The organism is Hominilimicola fabiformis, from assembly GCF_020687385.1.
Classification (GTDB): domain Bacteria; phylum Bacillota; class Clostridia; order UBA1381; family UBA1381; genus Hominilimicola; species Hominilimicola fabiformis.
The window spans coordinates 88760-112706 of sequence record NZ_JAJEQM010000002.1 but is presented as its reverse complement, the minus strand read 5'-3'; the positions used below and the strand labels follow the sequence as shown (position 1 = coordinate 112706).

Below are 23947 nucleotides of genomic sequence, written 5' to 3'. Positions count from 1 at the left end.
ATATATTTTTTATCAAATTTCTTCTTTCAAATCGTCAATGTTTTGTACAATTTCACAAAACTCATCATAATTAAGCAGTCTGTTGAGCAAATCAAGGAGCATATTCGCGGAAATTTTCATAGGTATTCCGAGAGAATGTGCAAGTGCGTTACGCTTTTCACCGCTGCCTTCTCCCCCCGAAAGACCTGCTTTATACAAATCGGCTTTTGTGATTTCGCGTCCCTCTTTTACCGCCGTCGCACTTCCGTCAATCGTGCAACCCGCTTTTTTGAGGGAATCAAGGATTATATCGTCCTTAATCCCCTCAACACCCAAAAGTCCCTCTTTTCCCGGTTCTCTCTTGCGTTTTTCCTTGCCGTAAACATCGGGTACATAAGCGTGTTTTACCTTTTCTTTCGGCAAAGACTGTTTTATATAGTTTCTTATTTTAAAGCCGGCACTGTCGGAATCGGTCAAAATAACAATTCCCGTTTCGTCCGCCATCTTTTTTATGCTTTCCAATATTCTGTCATCGGAAAATACGCAAAATCCGTTTGTCACTATTATCACCGCATCTATAAAACGTGACAGCTTTATTTTGTCGTATATCCCCTCGACAACAATCGTTTCTTTTATTTTGTACATAATAAATAATATCCCTTTGTAAATTATATTTCGATATTTATTTTATGCACTTTGTCTTGCTCTGTCAATACTTTCTATTATATAATTTTCCACAATGTCACGAAGTCCCTGCGGTTCGATACGTTTCTTTATAATGGTATCAGAAAATTCCGTTGCGTCTTTGTATCGGTAAAAAATATTATTTATCTGCTTGCTTTCCACTATTTTACCTCCGCCTGCATACACGGTTGTCTTTTCTATCTTAATTCCGTAGCACTTTAAATCACAATAATCTGCCGATATGCTCTCGGGTATAATATAATAATCCAAACAAATGTAAACCTCACTTTCCTTTTTTAAACTTTTGTACAAAATCTCATTATCCATATTAATTCCTCCGTCTTTTTGATATTTATGCCTCCTAACCGAGCCACCTAACCATTATATGCATAAAAATTTTTGAATATTCTAAAAAAAATTTAAAATAGGTATTGCAGTTTTTTAAAAAATGTATTATAATATTATAGCTAACTGAAGATTTGATTGGCGATGACGGCCGAGCCCGTGCGATTGAAACCCGTGAACCTTGTCAGATGGGGAACCAAGCAGCAATAAGCGGTGCTTTCAATGTGTTACGGTAAACTCGGTCGGAGCCTATTTTGATTATTACAACGCCTATATGGCGTTTTTTCGTATAAAGAAAGGTATTGGAGATTATATGGCACATCAAGCTATTTACAGAAAATGGCGTCCTATGGTGTTTGAGGACATTGTCGGTCAAGGCCATATTACACAAACTTTAAAAAATCAGATTTTAAACGACAAAATCGGTCATGCTTACCTATTCTGCGGAACGCGCGGAACGGGTAAAACAACTTGTGCAAAGGTTTTGTCGCGTGCAGTAAACTGCCTTAATCCGCATGACGGAAGTCCTTGCAATGAATGTGAAGTATGCAAAGGCATTTTGGACGGCAGTATTTTGGATGTTAAAGAAATTGACGCGGCGTCAAACAACGGTGTCGACAATATCCGCGAAATCCGTGACGATGTGCGTTATGTTTCCACAAACGCAAAATACACGGTTTACATCATAGACGAGGTGCATATGCTTTCAACCGGTGCGTTTAATGCCCTTTTGAAAACACTTGAAGAACCTCCTGAGCACGTTATATTTATTCTTGCAACGACTGAGGCTCACAAAGTACCTCAAACGATTTTGTCAAGATGCCAAAGATTTGATTTTAAACGCATAAAGCCGTCGGATATTATACTTCGTATGAAAGAAATCGCACACGGCGACAAGCTTAACATATCGGAGGACGCATATGAGCTTTTGGGACGTCTTGCGGACGGTTCAATGCGTGACGGACTGAGCATACTTGAAAGAGTCGTTTCCGCATGCGGTAATTCGATTACCGCCGAAAATATAACGGCAACTCTCGGCATTTCAACTGCCGAATCAATATTTCAGATTACAGACGCCATTGAAAAAGGCGATGTAAATAAAATAATTTCCGTAATTGACAATATTATGTCAGACGGTAAAGATTTAAGAGTGTTTATCGACTCACTTATAAAGAATTTTCGCGATATGCTTATTTGTAAAATTACAGAAGATTCTTCCGCAATGCTTGACTACAATGCAGAAGATATGGTAAAATTAAAAGCGTTATCAGACAAAATGTCTTTTGAGAAGATTTCTCACGCAACATCGGTACTGTCCGACGCACAAGCCGATACTAAATGGATGAAGTCGCCTCGTATAGTATATGAGTTGGCACTTATCAAACTTGCCAGACCCGAATATGACGATTCACCGTCAGCGGTTATGGACAGGCTTGCGTCATTGGAAAACAAAGTTAAAAACGGTGCCGTTACCGATACTTCTTCCCTATCCGAAAGAATTTCAAATCTTGAGGAAAAGGTAAAAAACGGTGTAACGGTGCAGCCGACCGAAACGGTTAAAAAAAAAGAAGTAACCGAGAAGAAGAAAACTTCGGTCAGATTATATAACCCAATTCCGAAAGAAGAACTCACCTCCGACAATCCTATTGTCAAGGTTGCAAAGAATTGGGACAACATATCGCGAACGATGTGCAACTCGGCAGGTTACTTAAAAGCCGCTTTGATGAACAGAAATATAACCATTGATTCAGACGGTATTATACTTTTGTTCAACCCCAAAGAGAAAGGTGCTTACAATATTGCGGCAGCGTACAAGGATAAAATGCAGGTTATTTTTAAACGTGCGTCCGGTACAGACTTTGCGGTAAAGGTTGCATACGAAAACGACATACAAGAAGAACTCATTGATTTTTGGAACTTGCCCGGCGGCAACGGCGAAGTAAATGAACCGATACAAGTATCCGACGATCCCCTTGACAATCTTGTAGCGAATTTCGGTGAAATCGTCGAAAATGTAGACGAAAGCGAATTTACGGAATATGATTCCTCTAAGGATAACTTCTCACAGTCATCTCTTGACGATAACAATAGCGAAGATGATGACAATGCTCCCGAAGAATTTTTGGAAGGCAAAGAATTATCCCCTGAGGATGATAATAATTAATTTTAAAAACTAAGAAAGAGGTAAATTACAATGGGAAAATACAAAGGTTTTGCAGGTTCAGGAATGAACGCTAATAAGAATATGAGTAACGTTATCAAGCAAGCTCAAAAAATGCAGGCTGAAATGGAAAAGGTTCAGGAAGAACTTGAAGATAAGGTTGTTGAAGGTACAGCTGGCGGCGGTGCAGTTACAGCTACCGCTAACGGCAAGAAAGAAATTCTTTCACTTAAAATCAGTCCTGACGCTGTTGATCCTGAAGATATTGAAACACTTGAGGACCTTGTTATGGTCGCAGTCAACGATGCAGTCAAAAAGGCTGACGATATGATGGCTGAAGGTATGAGTGCCGTTACAGGCGGAATTAATATTCCGGGCTTATTCTAATATGCACGCAACAGTCATTGAAAATTTAATCGAAAAATTTGAACAACTTCCCGGCATCGGCAGAAAAAGTGCAGAAAGAATTGCTTTTCACATTCTTGAACATATGTCAAAAGAGGACGCAGTTTCAATGTCTAACATAATCACAGAGGCGAAAGAAAAAATTACGCTTTGCCCTGTATGTCAAAATCTGACCGATACATCACCGTGTAAAATATGTTCATCACCGAAACGCGATAATTCCGTTATATGTGTTGTCGAAAGTCCCGAAGATGTTTCGGCAATCGAGGCGACAAACGAATTTAACGGTCTTTACCATGTACTTCACGGGTCATTGTCCCCTATGGACGGTATAACCCCCGATGACATAAAGATTAACGAGCTTTTACTCCGTCTCAGCGACAGTACGGTTAAGGAAGTCATTATGGCTACCAACCCAACCGTAAACGGCACAGCAACAGCAGTCTATATCTCTAAACTTCTTGCTCCGTTTGACGTAAAAGTTACCCGTATCGCACACGGTATTCCGATAGGAAGCGACCTCGAATATGCCGATAAGATTACTCTTATAAAGGCTCTTGAGGGCAGACAAACTATGTAAATAAAAATCCGATGAATTAAATTCATCGGATTTTTTGTATATTACGAAAGTTTCAAACTATTCAATGCCTTATCCAAAGCATTTTCGTAAACTGTATTCTTTTCACTTTCATTGCACGCTTTTATTACCGTAATCAGATTTTCACTGTCATATGGGATAAAATACATTGTATAATACACATTATTAACACCATTAATCGTTAAAACAAGATCAGCTTTATATCCCTTTTTGCCCATCAATGTTACTTCTTCAATTTCATTCGGCATTGAAATATTCAAATATGAACTTGAACTGTTAAGCATTCCTGCAATATTTTTATACATATATTCTTCCAAAGTATATGTGCTTTTATTTAATTTATCGTCGTAATATGACAACGACGTCTTTTCTGCACGCAATGAACTGCCGTCAGCCGCACTTAACATAAGAGAAAAGTTAGGGAAAATCACCGACAGTAATCCCGTTGTATCCATTCCATTCTTAGAACGATCCTTTGCCAACAGTAATCCCGTATCTGTTTCGCTTATATTCCACAAACAAGGATAATTGATACTGAAAATATCGCCTTTAAATTCATTTAGTACGTTCAACGCGTCAATATCACTATCGCTTTCAAGTGCGTCGCCCAATTCATTTATATTTATTTCTCCAGGCACAAACGACTTTATAACTGCGTCAGCACTTTCCTTAAATCCCTCCGCCTCTTCTTCTCTCTTATCATATCCGAGATTAATTTTATATCTAAAATCACCGTAATTCATATAATACGTTTTTTCGACATACTCATTTTCGTCCTCCGAATAATTCTCCTCAAAATAATATGCTTTAATCTGTCCGATTTGAGTTTCTTTTATTTCGGATATTTTATATTTTTCAGAATTAACGGTCTTTTCGTAATCATCACGGTTCTTTTTTGCCCAATCTGCGGCAGACTGCCTATTCGGATTAGAATATGTAGAAATCATAATCAGAGGATCTCTTACACTTGAATACGAACTGTAATAATACATATCGTCATAATCGTAACCATAGCCGTAATTAAAATTATCGTCCGTTTCAATGCTTGTCGGTTTTATGACTGTCACTTTATTGTAAAAACCGTAGTATTCGTTTACAGACCAATCCTCATTTAATTTGATACTCCATCTGTAATTTCCGTCTACATATTCCGATTTTTCCTCTCCCGCAAGCTGTTTTTCAAGACCTATTTCGGCTACATCAACTGTATTTTCTTCGTCGCCGCCTTTATAATCAAATTCAAGCGAATTCAAAAACGCAGTAACATCAGTATTTTCTTTGGCAGTTTCAAAGTTTTCAAAACTTCGCTGTATTGTTATAAAACAAAAATACTCGTCTGTTTTATAAGCATATGCCTCTGTCACAGTATCAAGTCTTCTGTACTTTGTATACACATACTCAACGCCGTTATGCTCGCCCTTTCCTTTATCATACATTACATTTCGGTTGTAACTTGATAAATATGATTTTTGCATTGAAAGATAATATTGTTCTAAAGAACTGGTTCCGTCGTTTTTCTGACTTCTTAATGTGAATGATATATCATTCATTGAAAATCTGTAACTACTGCCGTAACTGCTCTCGGACATATCAAAATTATCTGTCTTTGTAAAGCGCCAATGTTCCTTTGAATTACCTATTTTTTCTTTCTCGGTATACTTAAACAACAGCTTGTAATTCACTCCCGAATCCAGACCGCCTGCCGAAACAATTACAATTTCTCCGCTTTCGCTGTTGTATGTTACGTCTGCACCAAGCGACTCCGAAACAAATCTCAACGGTGCCATTACAGTTCCGTTATCACTGATTGTAACAGCTGAACTTATAGTCAACGTCTGTCCTGCAACGTCAACTTCCGTTGAATTTAATGTGTACTTAATTTCAACATCATCATAAGTCACCGAATAAACTCCGTCTTTTTCGGTTATTTCGCCGCCGAGTGCATTTACCAGCGCATACATATCAACCATTGTATCACCGTTTTGATTGACATACGGTGCGGCTGAAACAGACATTCCCTCATCGTTTAGCGTAACACTGCCACTACTTACGTTCACCTTAACAGTATTCACTATAAGGCTGTCACTATCCGCCATAGCGCCGACTGACGACAATATCATCGCCACACATATCATCAAAGAAATAAACTTTTTCATATCATTCTCACCCCTATTCCGTTTTAGCTTTTTCGTCAAGAACTATATCCGCATACTTGATTTCACCGTTGGTTTTCACACCTACTTTGACAGTATCGCCCGGAAGATAATTCTTCATCAATTCGTTAAGTTCAACTATACTGTTTATCGCAACATCATCGACCGAAACCAACACGTCACCGGTCTTAAACGACGCCTTTGCAAGAGGTGATGATTTTTCAAGCCCTTTTATTGTAAGTCCTGCCTCTGACGGAACTCCCAGCTCTGCAAGCCAGTCCTCTTGGAACTCTGCACCAAATGATATATGTCTGACTTTTCCGTACAATTCAAACTGATTAAGTACATACTTAACTGTATCAACAGGAACTGCAAAATTAGTATTTGTACCCGAATATCCGCTTGATGTAATACCAACAAGCTCACCGTTCATATTAATAAGTGCACCGCCCGAATTTCCGTGAGTGATAGCCGTATCTGTCTGAACAAGTCTGTACGGCTCGCCGACACTTCTGTTTAGTCCGCTTATATGCCCTACCGTTGCGGAATTACGCAATGAAAACGTTATCGGTGTTCCTATTGCTATAACCTGTTTACCAACAACAATATCTTCACTGTTTGCGAATTTCACAACTGGCAAACCAATCTTTTTTATTTTAACAATCGCAAGGTCTGTATCTTCATCTATATATTTCAGTTGCGCCTCATAGCCTTTTCCGTCATTCATCACAACTAAAATCGTGTTCATATTTTTTACAACGTGTGCATTGGTAAGAATTTCACCGCCGGTCTTTATTATAACACCCGAACCGCTCATAATACCCTCTTGCGAGCCGTAATAGCTTTCCGTCTTACCGCGCCCGATAATTCCGACCACTGACGGACTTACCGATTCAATCACCGAAGGAATTAATTCATCATCACTAAGCGAATTTGATATATTAATGCCTGCTGTCTGCGTTTCCTCGTTCCATGAAACCTCTGCTCCGGCGGCCTCAAAAACACCTCTAAGCGGTACATACGTTTTGTCGTCGATTATTACCGCGTCAGTATCTATCTGCGTTCCGTTCACTTCAACATTCGGTGCCGCCATTGCAGTTTGCGACAAAAGCAATGCAGAAATCATGCACGCAAAAACTATTTTTCTTTTCATTTGTCATCCCCTCCGATTTTATTTATTTTGTACAAATATAATATCATTTTCCAATTTATTTGTCAATATTTTCAACAAATTTTAATTATACGATTTTATGTAAAATCGTTATGAACATAATCAAACTTTACTTGACTAATTTCTTATTAGAATGTATAATAGAATAGAATAATTTTATACTCTACAATATGTGAGGGGGTTACATTGATGAGTAGACTACATATGGGTATTGATGTAGGCTCAACAACAGTTAAAGTTGTTGTGCTTGATGAAAACAATAATACTTTATTTGCAGAATACAGACGTCATTTTTCAGATATAAAAAGCACCGTTAAAGGCCTTTTTGCAGAAGTCAAGGAGGTTGTCAAAAACGAACAGTTCACTGTTGTTATAACAGGTTCGGGCGGTCTTTTACTTTCAAAAATGCTTGATTTGCCTTTCGTACAGGAGGTTATAGCAAACAAAACAGCTATAAAAACATTTATGCCTGAAACAGATGTTGTTATTGAACTTGGCGGTGAGGACGCAAAAATCCTTTATCTTTCGGGCGGACTTGAGCAAAGAATGAACGGCACTTGTGCCGGCGGTACAGGTTCTTTTATTGACCAAATGTCTATACTTTTAAAAACAGATGCAGACGGCCTTAATGCACTTGCAGAAAAGCACACTATTATTTACCCTATCGCCGCCCGTTGCGGTGTTTTCGCAAAATCGGACGTTCAGCCGCTTTTAAACGAGGGTGCGGCACGTGAAGATATTGCCGCGTCAATTCTTCAAGCCGTTGTAACTCAGACAATCAGCGGTCTTGCACAAGGCAGACCTATAAAGGGCAATATCGTATTTCTTGGAGGACCTTTGCACTTCTTACCTCAGCTAAGACGTCAGTTTGAGGAAACTTTAAAGGACAATGCGAAGTCTTTCAAAACTCCTGAAAACGCACAGCTGTTCGTGGCAATCGGTGCGGCACTTATGTACGAAGACAAGACTTCCGACATAGACACACTTATTTCACAGCTTGCAAACGCAAAATCGGTTGACGCCGAAATCACGCGTATGCGCAAGCTGTTTGAAACAGAGGAAGAACGCAAGGAATTTTTCGACAGACACGGCAAAGACGTTGCAAGACGTAAGGATATTTCAACCGCAAACGGTCCTGTATTCCTTGGTCTTGACATCGGTTCAACGACTATCAAAGCCGCACTTATTAACGAGGACGGCGATATTCTTTATGATTATTACAGCAAAAACGAAGGCAGTCCTATTACCTGCGGTATAAAAATACTTCGTGAATTGTATTCAAAATTGCCGAAATCGGCTTATATCGCAAATGCCTGTACAACAGGTTACGGCGAACTTTTGTTAAAGACTGCTTTCAGAATTGAAGAAGGCGAAATTGAAACTATCGCCCACTACAAAGCCGCAAATTATTTTTCACCGGGTGTTGATTTTATCATCGACATCGGCGGTCAGGATATGAAATGTATGAAAATCAGAAACGGCGTAATCGACAGCATTATGCTTAACGAGGCCTGTTCATCGGGCTGTGGTTCATTCATTCAGACATTTGCGGAAAGTTTGGGACTTGATACAATATCATTCTCACAAGAGGCACTTGTGGCAGACAATCCCGTTGACCTTGGTACGCGTTGTACGGTGTTTATGAATTCGCGTGTTAAACAAGCCCAAAAAGAGGGTGCGACTGTCGGTGACATCAGTGCAGGTCTTTCCTATTCCGTTGTCAGAAACGCTCTTTACAAGGTTATAAAACTTCGTGACCCCGAACAAATGGGTACTAATATCGTTGTTCAAGGCGGTACTTTCAACAACAATGCTATACTTCGTTGTTTTGAACTTTTGACAGGTAAAAATGTTGTCCGTCCGGATATTGCAGGTATTATGGGTGCGTTCGGTTCGGCACTTATCGCAAAAGAACGTTGGAACGGCGGTGAATGTGATATTCTTCGTGTTGATGAACTTGATTCGTTCACATTCGATACTTCACTTACACGTTGTCAAAAGTGTAACAACCACTGTCAGCTTACAATAACAAAATTTTCTGACGGAAGTCAGTTTGTATCCGGTAACCGTTGTGAACGCGGTGCCGGACTTGAAAAAGCCAAAAAGCAAATGCCTAATCTTTATGATTATAAATACAAACGTGCATTTGCATACAAGCCGTTAAAGGCAGAGAATGCACCGAACGGTGTTATCGGTATACCGCGTGTGCTTAATATATACGAAAATTATCCGCTATGGTTTACATTCTTTACTGAGCTTGGTTTCTCCGTAAGAATTTCCGGCAGAAGTACGCACGACCTTTACGAAAAAGGTATCGACTCGATACCGAGTGAAAGTGCTTGCTACCCTGCAAAACTTGTACACGGTCACATTCAAGACCTTATCGACAAGGGCATAAAAACGATTTTTTACCCTTGTATTCCGTATGAGCAGATAGAATATTCGGACGCAGGCAATCACTTCAACTGTCCTATGGTAACATCTTATCCGGAGGTTATCTACAACAATATGGACGTTGTGCGTCAAAGCGATATTAACTTCTTGTATCCGTTCATCAATCTTGCCGACAAGCCGTCGTTTAAACGTCAAATGATGAAAGCGTTGCACGATTACGGCTTTACAAAAACAGAAATTGACAACGCTTCTGAAAAGGCTTTTGCCGAACTTCAGCATTACAAGCAAGACATCAGAAATAAGGGTGAAGAAGTTTTGAAGTGGCTTGACGAACACGATGAACGTGCTATCGTACTTGCCGGCAGACCGTATCATATCGACCCTGAAATCAATCACGGTATTCCGGATATGATTACATCACTCGGCTTTGCCGTTCTTACAGAGGACAGCGTTGCACATCTCGGTCATCTTGAACGTGATATCAGAGTTGTTGACCAATGGGCATACCATACAAGACTTTACGAATCAGCGGCACAGGTTATCAAAAATCCGCGTCTTGAGCTAATTCAGCTTAATTCGTTCGGCTGCGGTCTTGACGCAGTTACGACCGACCAAGTACAGGAAATTTTGCAGTCACACGAAAAGATTTATACGACATTGAAAATAGATGAGGTTTCAAATCTCGGTACTGCAAGAATAAGAGTTCGTTCGCTTAAAGCGGCAGTCAAGGAACGTGACGATAACGACTTTATTCCGCATAAAATTGATGATTACACAATTAACAGAGTTAAGTTTACAGAGGAAGAACGCAAAAAGCATACTATAATCTTCCCTCAAATGAGTCCTACCCACTTCGGACTTTTCGAGGCGGTTATGCGTGCAAACGGTTACAATGCACTTGTGCTTGAACACGCAACGGCAGAGGACGTTGAAGCTGGTTTAAAGAGCGTTAATAACGACGCTTGTTATCCGTCAATTATGGTAACAGGTCAGCTTGTCAATGCGTTTACAAGCGGCAAATGTGACCCGAACAACACTTCCGTTATGATTACACAAACAGGCGGCGGCTGTCGTGCGACTAACTATATCGCCTTTCTTCGTAAGGCGCTTAAAGAGGCAGGCTATCCGAATGTTCCCGTAATTTCGCTTAACGTGTCGGGACTTGAGGGCAATCCCGGATTTAAGATTACTCCGAAGCTTGTTGACGGTCTTTTAAAGGCTTGTACTTGGGGCGACTTATTGCTTGCCGTTACACTTCGTATCCGTCCTTACGAGGTAAACGAGGGCGAAACAAATGCGGTACACGAAAAGTGGCAAAAGCGTTTGTACAGCGATATTATTAATAATAACCGTAAACAGCTTAAACTTAAAAAGGTTATTGATGAAATAATCGCAGACTTTGACGCAATCGAAATTGACGAAACAGTCAAAAAGCCAAAAGTCGGTGTAGTCGGTGAAATTCTTGTTAAGTTCCACCCTGACGCGAATAACAATATTATTGATGTTATTGAGTCGGAGGGCGGTGAGGCAGTTATGCCGGGACTTGCGGACTTTATGCTTTATTGTTTGTATAACAACAACTTCAAGCGTGATAATCTTGGTTCTAAACGTTCAACCGCCGCACTTTGCAATCTTGCAATTTGGGGTATTGAAAGTTTCAGAAAGCATATGGCAAAGGTTATGAATGAAAATCCTAAGTTCCGTACGCGTTCACCGAAACATATCGCGGATATTGCCGAGGGTGCAAAGCACGTTTTACAGCTTGGTCACTGCACAGGTGAGGGTTGGTTCCTGACAGGCGAAATGATTGAGCTTATAAATTCGGGTGTTCCGAATATTGCTTGTGTTCAGCCGTTCGCTTGCTTGCCTAACCACGTTACAGGTAAGGGTATGATTAAGGAACTTCGCAGACAGTACCCGCAAGCCAATATCGTTGCGGTTGACTACGACCCGGGTGCAAGTGAAGTTAATCAGCTTAACCGTATTAAACTTATGCTTGCAGTCGCTTTTGAAAATATGAAAAAAGACGAAATGTATGACTCCGTTATGCCAAAGAAAACAGAAGTAAGAGAAACTGTTAAAATAGAAAAGTAACAAAAAAAAGCACCGAATGGTGCTTTTTTTGTTATTCCGCTTTTACATATCGTCCCGCAAAATATACATTTCCGCTATCGTCCAATATGTAATATGTAAACGGTTTATCGGCTTTAAATTCTATAACTTCTTCATCTACGGACAGTGCTGACTTAGTTACTAACGCAACAGTTGCGGCGGCAGCTTCTGTTCCCCTTTCATCAACATCTATCATAGCTTTTTGCAGAACAAAATCAATTTTTATACGTTCTGGGTAATTTTCAAGCATTAAGCTGAAATCAGCATTTTGGTAATCAAAAGCCTTTTCTATTCCCATATTTTTAAGTATGTTTACGTAGTCTATCGAATATTCAGCTTTAATTTTCGGCAATGTCACCTCAACCAACTTGCTTGTCATTTTCCCATTATGAATATCGTTAAGAATATTTTTAGTGTCCCCTAAAACAACAACCATACTTAGTCCGTTTTCATATGGCAATTTCACGGCTTTAGTGTCACCGTTCTCATAATATTGAAAAGCTGCCGCTTGGTGCATAAAATCAATTTCCGATTCATCACCGTTTATATCGGTGAAATTTTCTTTATATGTACCCTCTTTTTCAAATTTATTTACCCAATCCGCTTTCATATAAATCGCATTCGCAAGTGCACATACATAATATCTGTTATCTTCCGAAAGCATATCTGTTATTTTGCCGTTCGTCTGTTTTTCTACCCATTCATTTACCTTTTCAATACTGTCATCGTTCGTAACCGATTGAGCAGTTCCTTGGTAGTCGGTTTGTATTTTCTTTTGATAGTCGTCGGCGAAATAAGCATTTTCCCCGCTGTCCTTGTTAAACCATATTGAATTGGCTATATCAATGCCCTTATTTTTGTTATCGGTTATTATTTGGCTGTATAGGCTTGTATTCGGTGAATCAAATGCTTGCGTTATTTCTTGTTTTGTGTCCCCTACTGCCCCCTCTGACGCCATCATCATTGCCATTTCAAGCGAAAACGGAGATATAACATAGTTTTCGTCCTTAGGCAGATTTTCCATAAGTTTTTGCGTGTAGTATTCATTGTACTTGTGAGGTGCTATTGCAACGGTTTTAGTGTCCCCATCCCAATCCACATTACAGTCAAGCGCCTCCGACACCGCTCTTAGCGGTACAAGTGTTCGGTCGTCTATGATTACAGGTACTGTGTCCAGACTCACTTTTTCGTCATTAACCGTCATTTCATTACTGCCGATTTCCAAACTGATTGTGTTGTCGTCATTTTTCGCAGTTATAATCTGCTTGCCGTCAATATCGGTATAATCAACACTGCAATGAAGTTCTTCAAATATCGCACGCATCGGTACAAGAACACGGTCGTTCTGTATTATCGGTGCAACGTCAAAATCCATTGCTTGACCGTCTAACGTAACTTTTATTTTTTCCTCTGCTAACGTCGTACACCCTGACATTACCACCGTCAATGACAATATTATCGGTATAATCTTTTTCATTTTGTGTCCCTCCTATTTTTCCTTTCGCTATTAATACTTTTCAATACCTCAAAAAGTTTATTAAATGTTAAATATTTCTTTTATAATATCATAAAAAGACAAAATTTTCAAGATTATTTACAAACTCTACACAAAAAGCACCTTTCGGTGCTTTTTTGTGATTATCGATATTTTATAATTATTTTCTTCCCCATCGATTATGATAATAATTTTTGGTATTTATATAATTTCCATAACTAACCTGACGTGATATACGCTTTTGAACTTCATATTGTTTCTTTTGAAGTTTAGTTTGATTTTTTTGCTCATGTAAAGTTTGTCTTGCATAATCCAACTGTTCCTCTTGCATTTCCTGCATTTTTTCACGATGAAGTTCTTCTTCATAAAGATTATATGCCTCTTTAGAGCTATCGGCTCTTCCCGTTTGCAAAACTTCTAACAAGAATAATACAGCTTTTAAATTCAAATATTTTTGAGGAATAATATCGCTTAAATTTCTCATTTCCTCGCTTTTTATAAAATCTTCTATCACTTTTTCTTGTTGTTTTAGTTCTTTTTCAATAGGTAAAATCTTTTGATTATAGTATTCTTCATTTACACGACCATTTTTTGTATTTTGGCTTAGTACACTAAATGCAACAAGCATTACTCCCATTACTATAAAGCTCAATATAGCAAGAATCATTTTATCTTTAAAAAAGAAATACAAAGACAAACATGCTGATGCAATTCCGATGATTCTAAGAAAATTAATCCACTTTCTCTTTGTTTCATTTCTTATATTTTCTTCTTTTCTGTATTCCTCATACATTCTCTCTTCTATTTCATCATAGACATCTTGTTTTTTTGCTAATTTTTCCAAAACAACTTTTGCTTTGAGTAAATGCTTAATAAATTCTTCTTTCGTCATATATGATACCTCCCATTTTTCACAAAATGTTGACATTCTTTTCTTTATTATATCGCTTAAAATATCAAAAGTCAATATATTCGTTAGTCAAACAACGACACTTGGTCGGTATCCGGCAAATCATCGAAACAGCCGTTTTCTTCAAGGATATTAAGCGGATTTTTACCTATACCTGTACGAATTCTTAAATCTTCGACGTTTCTAAATTCGCCGTTCTTTCTTTCTTCCGTAATGCTTATCGCGTCGTTTTCGCTAAGTCCCGGAAGTGCGGAAAGCGGAGGAAGAATACCGCCCTCAACCTGTCTGAAATCGGTCGCGTGTGATTCGTACAAATCGACAGGCACAAAATTAATTCCTCTTGCGTACATTTCAATACAAATTTCAAGTATCGGTATAAGGTTTTCTTCTTTCGGAGTAACTGTTCCGTCCTTTTTCTTTGCGTTGATTGAACGCATTTCTTCACGAACGCGTTCTTCTCCCCTCGCCATTACCGATGCATCAAAATCGTCCGCACGCACCGTATAATATGCGATATAAAATGCTTCTGGATAATGTACTTTAAAATACGCAATTCTGAATGCCGACATAACGTAAGCGGCAGCGTGTGCCTTAGGGAACATATACTTGATTTTTTTACACGATTCAATATACCAATCAGGCACATTATTATCACGCATTTCCTGTTCATATTCAGGCGTCAGGCCTTTACCTTTACGCACCATTTCCATTATCTTGAACGAATGTTCTTCTTCAACACCGCACGAAATAAGATAAATCATAATATCGTCACGGGCACATATTGAGTGCGACAGGTCACACTTGCCCTCTCTGATTAATTCCTGTGCATTGCCGAGCCACACATCAGTACCGTGCGAAAGTCCCGAAATTCTTACAAGTTCAGAGAATGTTGTCGGCTTTGTATCTTCAAGCATTTGACGTACAAACTTTGTACCGAACTCAGGTATTCCGTATGTACCCAAATTTGTACCTATATCCTTACCCGGAAGTAATTTCAACGCTTTATTTGACGTAAACAAACTCATTGTTTCGGGGTCGCCTATCGGAATATCCCGTGCGTGCAGTCCCGTTATATCCTCAAGCATTCTTATAACCGTCGGATCATCGTGTCCAAGCTCGTCAAGTTTTAAAAGGTTTTGGTCGATTTTATGGTAATCAAAGTGAGTCGTAATAATATCCGAATTAGGATCGTCCGCAGGGTGCTGAACAGGGCAAAATTCATGTATATCATTTTCAAACGGTACAACGATAATTCCGCCGGGGTGCTGTCCCGACGTACGTTTTACACCCTCACAGCCTTTTGCAAGTCGTTTCATCTCCGCATTACGCATCACAAGATTTCTCTCCTCGCAATACTTCTTTACATAACCGAATGCGGTTTTTTCCGCGACAGTACCGATTGTTCCGGCTTTAAAAACCTTACCCTTGCCGAAGAATGTTTCGGTGTATTTATGGATTACCGGCTGATACACGCCCGAAAAGTTAAGGTCAATATCAGGCTCTTTATCGCCCTTAAATCCAAGGAATGTTTCAAACGGAATATCGTGGCCGTCTTTTCTGTACTTCGTTCCGCATTTCGGACACACCTTATCGGGCAAGTCACACCCCGACAAACCGATTTCAGACTCAATAAACTCTACGTTTTTACAATTCGGGCAAATATAGTGACCTTGAAGTGAATTAACCTCCGTTATATCCGACAAATACGCAACAAGCGACGAGCCGACAGAACCACGTGAGCCAACCAAATATCCGTCTGCAAGTGAATGACGTACAAGCTCCTGTGCAATTCTGTACATAACCGAAAAACCGTAAGTCGTAATCGAATGAAGTTCCTTATCAAGACGTTTCTGCACGATTTCAGGAAGCGGATCGCCGTATATTTCCTTTGCTCTCGTTGTCGAGTCGTTTATGATACCCTCTTTCGCCCCCTCAATTACAGGAGGACACTTTTTCGCAGGAATCGGTCTGACGTCCTCTATCATATCGGCTACAAGATTTGTGTTTTTAACAACAACCTCATACGCCTTTTCCTTGCCCAAATACTCAAATTCTTTAAGCATTTCTTCCGTTGTTCTGAAATACAGCGGTGCTTGATTGTCAGCGTCCGAAAATCCTTTGTAATTCATAAGGATTTTTCTGTAATCCGCGCCCTCCATATCCATAAAATGCACGTCACACGTTGCGACAACGGGTTTATTATACTTTTCGCCAAGTGCAACAATATGTCTGTTTAAATTTTGCAAATCTTCGTCCGTATTCACCATAGGGTGTTTCGGATCGGTTTTCATATACGCATTATTGCCTATCGGCTGAATTTCAAGATAGTCGTAAAAATCAACTATTTCCTTTAATTCCTCGTCACTGTCACCGTCTATCATCGCTCTGAAAAGTTCGCCAGCCTCACAAGCCGAACCGAGTATAAGTCCCTCGCGTTTTTCTTCAAGCAAACTTCGCGGTATTCTCGGTGTTCTGAAGAAATATTTCAAATGCGATTCCGAAATCATTTCATAAATATGTCTTAAACCGATTTGATTTTTTGCAAGTATGATAATGTGATACGCTTTATTTTTCTTTGACGCACTTCTTAAATCAAAAATATCATTGAAAGTTTTAAGCTCCGTCTTATCTTCTTCGCGAAGTTTTTCTATCATCTTAACGAAAACATCAGCCGTAGCCTTTGCATCATCTACCGCACGGTGATGATTTTCAAGAATAACGTGAAGATGTTTTGTAAGCGTATCAAGTTTAAAATTCGGAAGTTCGGGATACATACATCTTGCAAGCATAAGCGTATCAAGGTAGCAGAAATTAAATTCAAAATTATGACGTTCTGCCGCCTTTTTTATAAATCCTATATCGAACGCCGCGTTATGTGCAACAAGTATGCAATCCTTACAAAACTCAAAAAACTCACCGAGTATTTCTTCGATTTTCGGTGCGTCAGCCACCATACTGTCCGTAATACCCGTAAGTTCCACAATATTTTCGGGTATCGGCTGACACGGATTAACGAATGTAGACCACTTATCGACAATCTGACCGTTTACAACCTTTACCGCACCGATTTCGGTGATATTGTTTTTGTCGTTGTGAAGTCCTGTTGTTTCTATATCGAACACAACAAACGGTGAGTCGATATTCTGATTTTCCGCATTATAGACAATCTTCTTGCTGTCGTCAATCAAATATCCCTCAACACCGTAAAGAATTTTAATTTTTTCATTAAAGTTAGACGCTTTCATTGCGTCCGGGAACGACTGCACAACTCCGTGGTCGGTAACGGCAATCGCTTTATGTCCCCAATAAATCGCTCTGTTGATAAGGTCGTTTACGGAGGAAACCGCGTCCATCGCCGACATCTGTGTATGCAAGTGAAGTTCCACACGTTTTTCCGATGCCTCATCCATACGAACAGGCGGTTTTTCAATTTCCGCAATGTCGTTAATCATCACAATCGTTTCACCTGCATATTGGTCGAACTGTGCCTTACCGCGTGCAACGATATATATACCGCCGCCCTTGACTCCCTTTTTCAATTTTGAAAAAAGCTTGTTAAACGGCTCGTCATCTTCCGTTTTTGTAACGAACATTTTCGCAGATATTGAGTCCTCGTTATCGGTAATATCCATTGTTATAAGGTGAAATTCCTTGCCAGTTTTTTTAGATTTAATATCTCTGTCCTCAACAAAAAATACCTTACCCGAAAATACAACTCTGCCCGAATTATCGTTAATCGAATGAATTGATATAATATCGTCATTAATTGGTCTGCCGTAAAGCATATCCGAAACATTGGCTTTACCTTTGATTTTCGGGCCTGATGATGCAGACTGCATAGTCCCCTCATGACCGGGTTCGACTTCGTAAATCATTACATTTTTATCTTGCTGTTTAATTCTGTTATCAACCCTAACGATTACTTCCGTAAGATTACAAGCCTTTTTTACTTCACTTTCGACCTTCGCCTGCTGATAAGCGGACGTGTCAGAGCCAAGCAAAATACCTATTTTTCTTCTGTTTTTTGAAACTCTTATTTTTTCTATTTCCAAATCGGCTATATCTTTATCCGTTATCTTTGGAAACACAACACCAATTTTCGGTTTCATATAACATCTTTCTCCTCGTGATAAAACAGGCTGCCGACATTTGCCGACAGCCTTTTTGTATTATTTAAAATATTTAACGCCTGCCTCAAACAGCTTTTGGTCTTTGTTACCGGGAACATTAAACGATACGTTCTTACCGATACGTTCACTGTGTCCCATTTTACCAAGCACTCTGCCGTCAGGACTTGTTATACCCTCAATAGCATATACCGAACCGTTTGGATTCCAGTCAATATCATATGTTGCCTTATCTTCAAGGTTTACATATTGAGTTGCAATCTGTCCGTTTGCCGCAAGTTCCTTAACCTGTTCTTCCGACGCGATAAATCTACCTTCACCGTGTGAAAGTGCGATTGTATGAACATCACCTGTATTCACATTTGCAAGCCATGGTGACTTGTTTGACGCAATTCTTGTTCTTGCCATACAAGAAACGTGTCTGCCGATTGTGTTAAATGTAAGTGTCGGTGAATTACTGTCAAGGTCACGAATTTCTCCGTAAGGTACAAGACCAAGCTTTATAAGTGCCTGGAAACCGTTACAGATACCAAGCATTAGACCGTCACGGTTTTTAAGCATATTCATAACCGCGTCTTTAACAAGCGGATTTCTGAATGCGGTTGCGATAAATTTACCGCTGCCCTCAGGTTCGTCACCGCCTGAGAAACCGCCCGGAATCATTACGATTTGAGAATTGTTTATTCTCTTTTGCATTTCTTTCATTGAGTAAACAACGTCGTCACCCGTAAGGTTTCTTACAACAAATACATCTGCCACAGCACCTGCGTTTTCAAATGCTCTTGCAGTATCGTATTCGCAGTTTGTACCCGGGAATACAGGAATAAATACTCTCGGTTTCACAAATTTTTCTGTTGCAACAGTTATATTTCTCTTATCATAGCTGAATGTTTCAGGCTCACTTGTAAAGTGACCTGCTTTTGTAGGGAATACCTTTTCAAGCGGTTTTTTCCATACTTCAACCGCCTCGCTAAGCGGAATATTTACTCCGCCTACCGTAAATGAGTCAGAGCCTGTTGTACCGACTGTTACGGCACCGTCAATTTCTTCTTCAACTTCAAGTACGATTGAGCCAAGCGGTGCATAGAATAGCATATCATTTGTAAGGTTCTTGTCAAATTCAACACCGATCATATTACCGAATGCCATTTTTGAAACAGTTTCAACAAGACCGAATCCCTTAACAACGCTTGCCGACAATACTTTGCCGTCAAGAATAAGCTTATGAACTGTGTCATACATTTTCTTCAATTCGTCAAACTTAGGTAAATCGTTTTCGTCACGTTTAACTGTGAACATAACAAGCTTTGAGCCTGCTTTCTTGATTTCCTGTGAAATAACCTTATCAGCCTTTACAGGTGCAACGGCGAATGATGTAAGTGTCGGAGGTACGTCAAGGTCGTTGAACGAACCGCTCATTGAGTCTTTACCGCCGATTGCCGCAATGCCTAATGCAAGCTGTGTCTTATATGCGCCAAGCAATGAAGCAAAAGGCTTGCCCCAACGCTTAGGATCAGTTCCAAGTCTTTCAAAGTACTCTTGGAACGTAAGATAAATCTTCTTATAATCAGCACCCAACGCAACCGCTTTTGAAACAGATTCAACGATTGCATATATTGAACCGTGATATTGGCTCCAGCTTGAAAGTTTCGGATTATAACCGAATGTCATAACAGTTGCCGTATTTGTTTCGCCGCCAAGTACAGGAACTTTTGCAGCCATACCGTCTGACGGAGTAAGCTGATACTTACCTCCGAACGGCATAAGTACACTGTTTGCACCGATTGTTGAGTCAAACTTTTCACATAGTCCCTTTTGTGAGCATACATTTAGATCTGAAAGTGTTTCAAGCCACTTTGCCTTTACGTCAGTAACAACTTCTTGCTTAAAGAAACTGTTTTCAGTATCAGGAAGTACAACTTCAATATCCGTATTCTTGGTTGCACCGTTTGTGTTAAGAAAATCTCTTGAAATATCGCAGATTGTCTTACCTCTCCAGTTCATAACAAGTCTGTTCTCGTCTGTGACATATGCAACCTTTGTTGCCTCAAGATTTTCGTTATTTGAATATTCTATAAACTTATCTGAGTCCTCCGCTCTTACAACAACAGCCATTCTTTCCTGCGATTCGCTGATTGCAAGTTCGGTTCCGTCAAGTCCCTCATACTTTTTAGGAACTTTGTCAAGGTCAATAACAAGTCCGTCCGCAAGCTCACCGATAGCAACCGATACACCGCCTGCACCAAAGTCGTTACATCTCTTTATAAGTGTGGTAACCTTTTCATCTCTGAAAAGTCTTTGAATTTTTCTTTCAACAGGCGGATTACCTTTTTGTACTTCACTTCCGCAAGTAACAACGCTTTCTTCATTATGCGCCTTTGAAGAACCTGTTGCACCGCCGATACCGTCACGACCTGTTCTTCCTCCGAGAAGAATGATAACGTCGCCCTTTGACGGCACTTCACGAATAACGTTCTTCTTTGGTGCCGCACCTATAACCGCACCGATTTCCATTCTCTTTGCAACGTAGCCTTCATCATATATTTCCTGAACCTGTCCTGTTGCAAGACCGATTTGGTTACCGTATGAGCTGTAACCTGCCGACGCACCTGTTGTAATCTTTCTCTGCATAAGCTTTCCGGCATGTGTATCCTTTAGTGATACTCTCGGATCACCGCTACCGGTTACACGCATAGCCTGATATACATAACTTCTTCCTGAAAGCGGGTCACGAATAGCACCGCCAAGACAAGTTGCCGCACCGCCAAAAGGCTCGATTTCTGTCGGGTGGTTATGAGTTTCGTTTTTAAACATAATTAGCCATGGCTCGTCCTTGCCGTTTACGTCAACATCAACAACGATTGAACAAGCATTGATTTCTTCCGATTCATCAATTTCTTTTAAAAGACCTTGCTTTTTAAGCTGCTTAACTATGATTGTTGCCATATTCATAAGGCAAGTATCTCTGTCAGGTGCATACAAATCAGCTTTTGCAGCCTTATATTCATCATATGCAGCCTTAATGACATCGGCATATTTGCCGTTATTTATCTTAACATCATTTATCTTAGTGGAAAACGTAGTATGACGGCAGTGGTCAGACCAATATGTATCAATCATACGAAGTTCTGTAATTGTAGGATTACGCTTTTCCGTATCCTTAAAATACTTCTGACAGAATGCAAGGTCGTCCATATCCATTGCAAAGCCCATCTTTGAAAGAAACTCTTCCATTTTGCTCTCGTCCATTTCGGTAAAGCCGTCAACTGTCGCAACGTCATCGGGAACAACTGTTTCCATAACAAGCGAAGTCGGCTTTTCAAGACTCGCCTCTCTTGCCTCAACAGGGTTTATAACGTAATTTTTAACAGCCTCTGTTTCTTCATCTGAAATATCGCCGATAAGAACATATACCTTTGCACTTCTTACAGTCGGACGTTCCTTTTCCGTAAGAATTGAAATACATTCTTCAGCCGATGCGGCTCTCTGGTCAAACTGTCCCGGTAAAAATTCAACCGCAAACACTTTGCCCTCACTGATTTCAATTTCTTCATCATAAGCATTATCAACAGGAGGTTCTGAGAAAATAAGATTTCTCGCCTTTTGATATTCCTCATCACTTACGCCCGAAACATCATATCTGTTAATAATTCTGACGTCTTTAAGACCTTTTAAAGAAAGGTTTTCTTTAAGATCGGCAAGTACACCCTTTGCCTCAACGTCAAATCCGTTTTTCTTTTCAACATAAATTCTTCTTACGTTTTCCATGATTTAACTCCTTTATATTAAAACTAAACTCAATATATATTCATTCTATCACAAAATAAAAGATTTATCAACATTAATTGCACAAGATTTTGTGATTGCGCGTACAATTTTTATTGCAAATGCTTCCGTTATTTTGTATAATAAATTTACATTACTGATTTTGGAGTGATTTTACTTGAAGAAAAAGATTTTTTCCGCATACGATATAATATTTATAATATCGGTCATTGCTGTGTTTGTATACGCGGTATTTGTACCGCCTGTCCATTCGGTTGCCGACCAGGGCGATTTTGAAAGAGTTATGCGTCCGTGCGGACTTGATTTCCCGTCCGACTACTCTTTTTACGATTATGCCGTAAGATTTTTTTATATGAAATTTACATCGGTTGACTTGTTGCTATATGTGCCAAGACTTTTATTTTTAGTACCGACTACTACGTTTATATTCCCTACCGCTACAACAAGACTTATATGTCTGCCGTTCGGTGCGTTTGATATGCGGATTTTGGCGGTTATGATGTTTTTGTGGTACGCAACGGTATGCTTTTTTATACAACGTAAATTTAAAATTGAAAATAAGTTTTTGCATTATATTTTTCTGTTGTTTTTTATCGTTGTATTTTTTAACGGAGTTAATTTGACGATTTTAAACAGTCTGTACGGTCAAAGCGTTATGCTTGTATCGTTTGCAACTGTCGTGCTTTTCGGATTGTATATGTTTGAAAATGTACACGATGCTAAAAACAGCGTAATAATATTTTTCACTGTTTCGTCTTGCCTGTTACTCGGTTCAAAATTGCAGTGTGCCGTATTTACACCGTTCCTTATTATCGCTGTATTGTATGTCGGTTTTAAAAGCAACAAGCGAAATTTGTGCATTGTGTGTTCAATCGTTTTACTTTGGCACGGAGTCGGCGGATACGTTATAAACGGCGGTCAGCTTAATTTGGATACACAGTATAACAGTGTGTTTTACGGTATTTTAAAAGACAGTCCCAATCCGAAACAGGATTTAATCGATATGGGACTTGACGAAGATATGGCGGCCGACAGCGGTAAGCACGCATACCTTGATAAATCAGAATACAAATATCCGCCGCGAAGTGATATTATGAATGAAAAGTTTCATTCAAAAATGAGTAACGGAAAACTTATAAAATTCTACATCACTCATCCCCTGCGTCTTGTATCTGTTATGGAAACAACCGCACAAAATGCTTTTACAAACAAAATAAACCTCGGTACATTTGAGAAAAAATACGGCTATGCACCGAATACGTCCTCATATCGTTTTGATTTATGGGAAAATATCCGTGAGCATTTGCCGAAAACATTGTTCTTTATAATACCGAGTTATGCGGTATTTTTACTGATTGGTATTGTGATGTTGAAAAAGAAAAACAGATATGCCGTTCCGTTTATTTTCGTGATACTTATGGGACTTATTCAGTTCCCTATGCCGTATATCGGCAACGGTGCGGCTGATATTTCAAAACAGCTTTTTCTGTTTAACATATCGTTCGATTTCGGCTTAACCGTGCTGATTTATATGCTGTTTAAGACAGTTTCAAAAAAATTATCAAAAAAAATTTCAAAAAACAGTTGACAAACCGTATTTCCCATGCTATAATAACAAAGCAGTCAA

The 23947-nt window shown here is 39.4% G+C and carries 13 protein-coding genes and 1 other RNA gene; 6 read left to right on the top strand and 8 right to left on the bottom strand.

The window, feature by feature from the left end; all coding sequences use genetic code 11:
* Positions 1 to 12: 12 nt before the first annotated feature.
* Both LKE05_RS01920 and LKE05_RS01915 read right to left on the bottom strand, forming a co-directional pair.
* Positions 13 to 624, bottom strand: a complete 612-nt coding sequence (locus tag LKE05_RS01920) for a ribonuclease M5 (RefSeq protein ID WP_022229517.1) — start codon at positions 622 to 624, stop codon at positions 13 to 15.
* A 42-nt stretch (positions 625 to 666) separates the two neighbouring features.
* Entirely contained in the window at positions 667 to 990 is a 324-nt protein-coding gene (locus tag LKE05_RS01915) for a DUF6514 family protein (protein ID WP_022229518.1), read from the bottom strand.
* Positions 991 to 1157: 167 nt separating this feature from the next.
* Here LKE05_RS01915 and ffs point away from each other — a divergent pair.
* From ffs to recR, 4 genes are all read left to right on the top strand, one after another.
* An RNA gene (ffs, locus tag LKE05_RS01910) (signal recognition particle sRNA small type) lies at positions 1158 to 1255 on the top strand.
* Between the two features lie 66 nt (positions 1256 to 1321).
* Entirely contained in the window at positions 1322 to 3172 is a 1851-nt protein-coding gene (dnaX, locus tag LKE05_RS01905) for a DNA polymerase III subunit gamma/tau (protein ID WP_308455758.1), read from the top strand.
* A gap of 30 nt (positions 3173 to 3202) precedes the next feature.
* Complete coding sequence (locus LKE05_RS01900; protein WP_022229520.1) at positions 3203 to 3556, top strand: YbaB/EbfC family nucleoid-associated protein; 354 nt, start codon at positions 3203 to 3205, stop codon at positions 3554 to 3556.
* A gap of 1 nt (position 3557) precedes the next feature.
* Positions 3558 to 4154, top strand: a complete 597-nt coding sequence (recR, locus tag LKE05_RS01895; protein ID WP_022229521.1) for a recombination mediator RecR — start codon at positions 3558 to 3560, stop codon at positions 4152 to 4154.
* Between the two features lie 41 nt (positions 4155 to 4195).
* Here the strand turns inward: recR and LKE05_RS01890 are convergent, their stop codons facing one another.
* Entirely contained in the window at positions 4196 to 6328 is a 2133-nt protein-coding gene (locus LKE05_RS01890) for a copper amine oxidase N-terminal domain-containing protein (protein ID WP_308455757.1), read from the bottom strand.
* Positions 6329 to 6341: 13 nt separating this feature from the next.
* Entirely contained in the window at positions 6342 to 7478 is a 1137-nt protein-coding gene (locus tag LKE05_RS01885) for a trypsin-like peptidase domain-containing protein (protein WP_147514635.1), read from the bottom strand.
* A 204-nt stretch (positions 7479 to 7682) separates the two neighbouring features.
* Between LKE05_RS01885 and LKE05_RS01880 the strand changes: the two genes are divergently transcribed.
* A complete protein-coding gene (locus LKE05_RS01880; protein ID WP_373367865.1) occupies positions 7683 to 11984 on the top strand; it encodes an acyl-CoA dehydratase activase-related protein in 4302 nt (1433 codons plus the stop codon).
* Between the two features lie 31 nt (positions 11985 to 12015).
* On the opposite strand, the gene LKE05_RS01875 is transcribed toward LKE05_RS01880, so the two are convergent.
* The 4 genes from LKE05_RS01875 to LKE05_RS01860 all read right to left on the bottom strand — a co-directional run bounded on the left by LKE05_RS01875 (position 12016) and on the right by LKE05_RS01860 (position 22302).
* Positions 12016 to 13479, bottom strand: a complete 1464-nt coding sequence (locus tag LKE05_RS01875; protein ID WP_308455755.1) for a serpin family protein — start codon at positions 13477 to 13479, stop codon at positions 12016 to 12018.
* Between the two features lie 178 nt (positions 13480 to 13657).
* Positions 13658 to 14389 carry a threonine/serine exporter family protein gene (locus tag LKE05_RS01870; protein ID WP_308455754.1) on the bottom strand — a complete coding sequence of 244 codons (732 nt, stop codon included), beginning with the start codon at positions 14387 to 14389 and terminating at the stop codon, positions 13658 to 13660.
* A gap of 83 nt (positions 14390 to 14472) precedes the next feature.
* Complete coding sequence (locus tag LKE05_RS01865; protein WP_308455753.1) at positions 14473 to 18516, bottom strand: PolC-type DNA polymerase III; 4044 nt, start codon at positions 18514 to 18516, stop codon at positions 14473 to 14475.
* Positions 18517 to 18576: 60 nt separating this feature from the next.
* Positions 18577 to 22302: a phosphoribosylformylglycinamidine synthase gene (locus tag LKE05_RS01860; RefSeq protein WP_308455752.1), complete on the bottom strand. Its 3726-nt coding sequence runs from the start codon at positions 22300 to 22302 to the stop codon at positions 18577 to 18579.
* A 175-nt stretch (positions 22303 to 22477) separates the two neighbouring features.
* Between LKE05_RS01860 and wsfD the strand changes: the two genes are divergently transcribed.
* On the top strand, positions 22478 to 23908 hold the full coding sequence (wsfD, locus tag LKE05_RS01855) for a glycan biosynthesis hexose transferase WsfD (protein ID WP_308455751.1): 1431 nt from the start codon (positions 22478 to 22480) through the stop codon (positions 23906 to 23908).
* Positions 23909 to 23947: the final 39 nt, after the last annotated feature.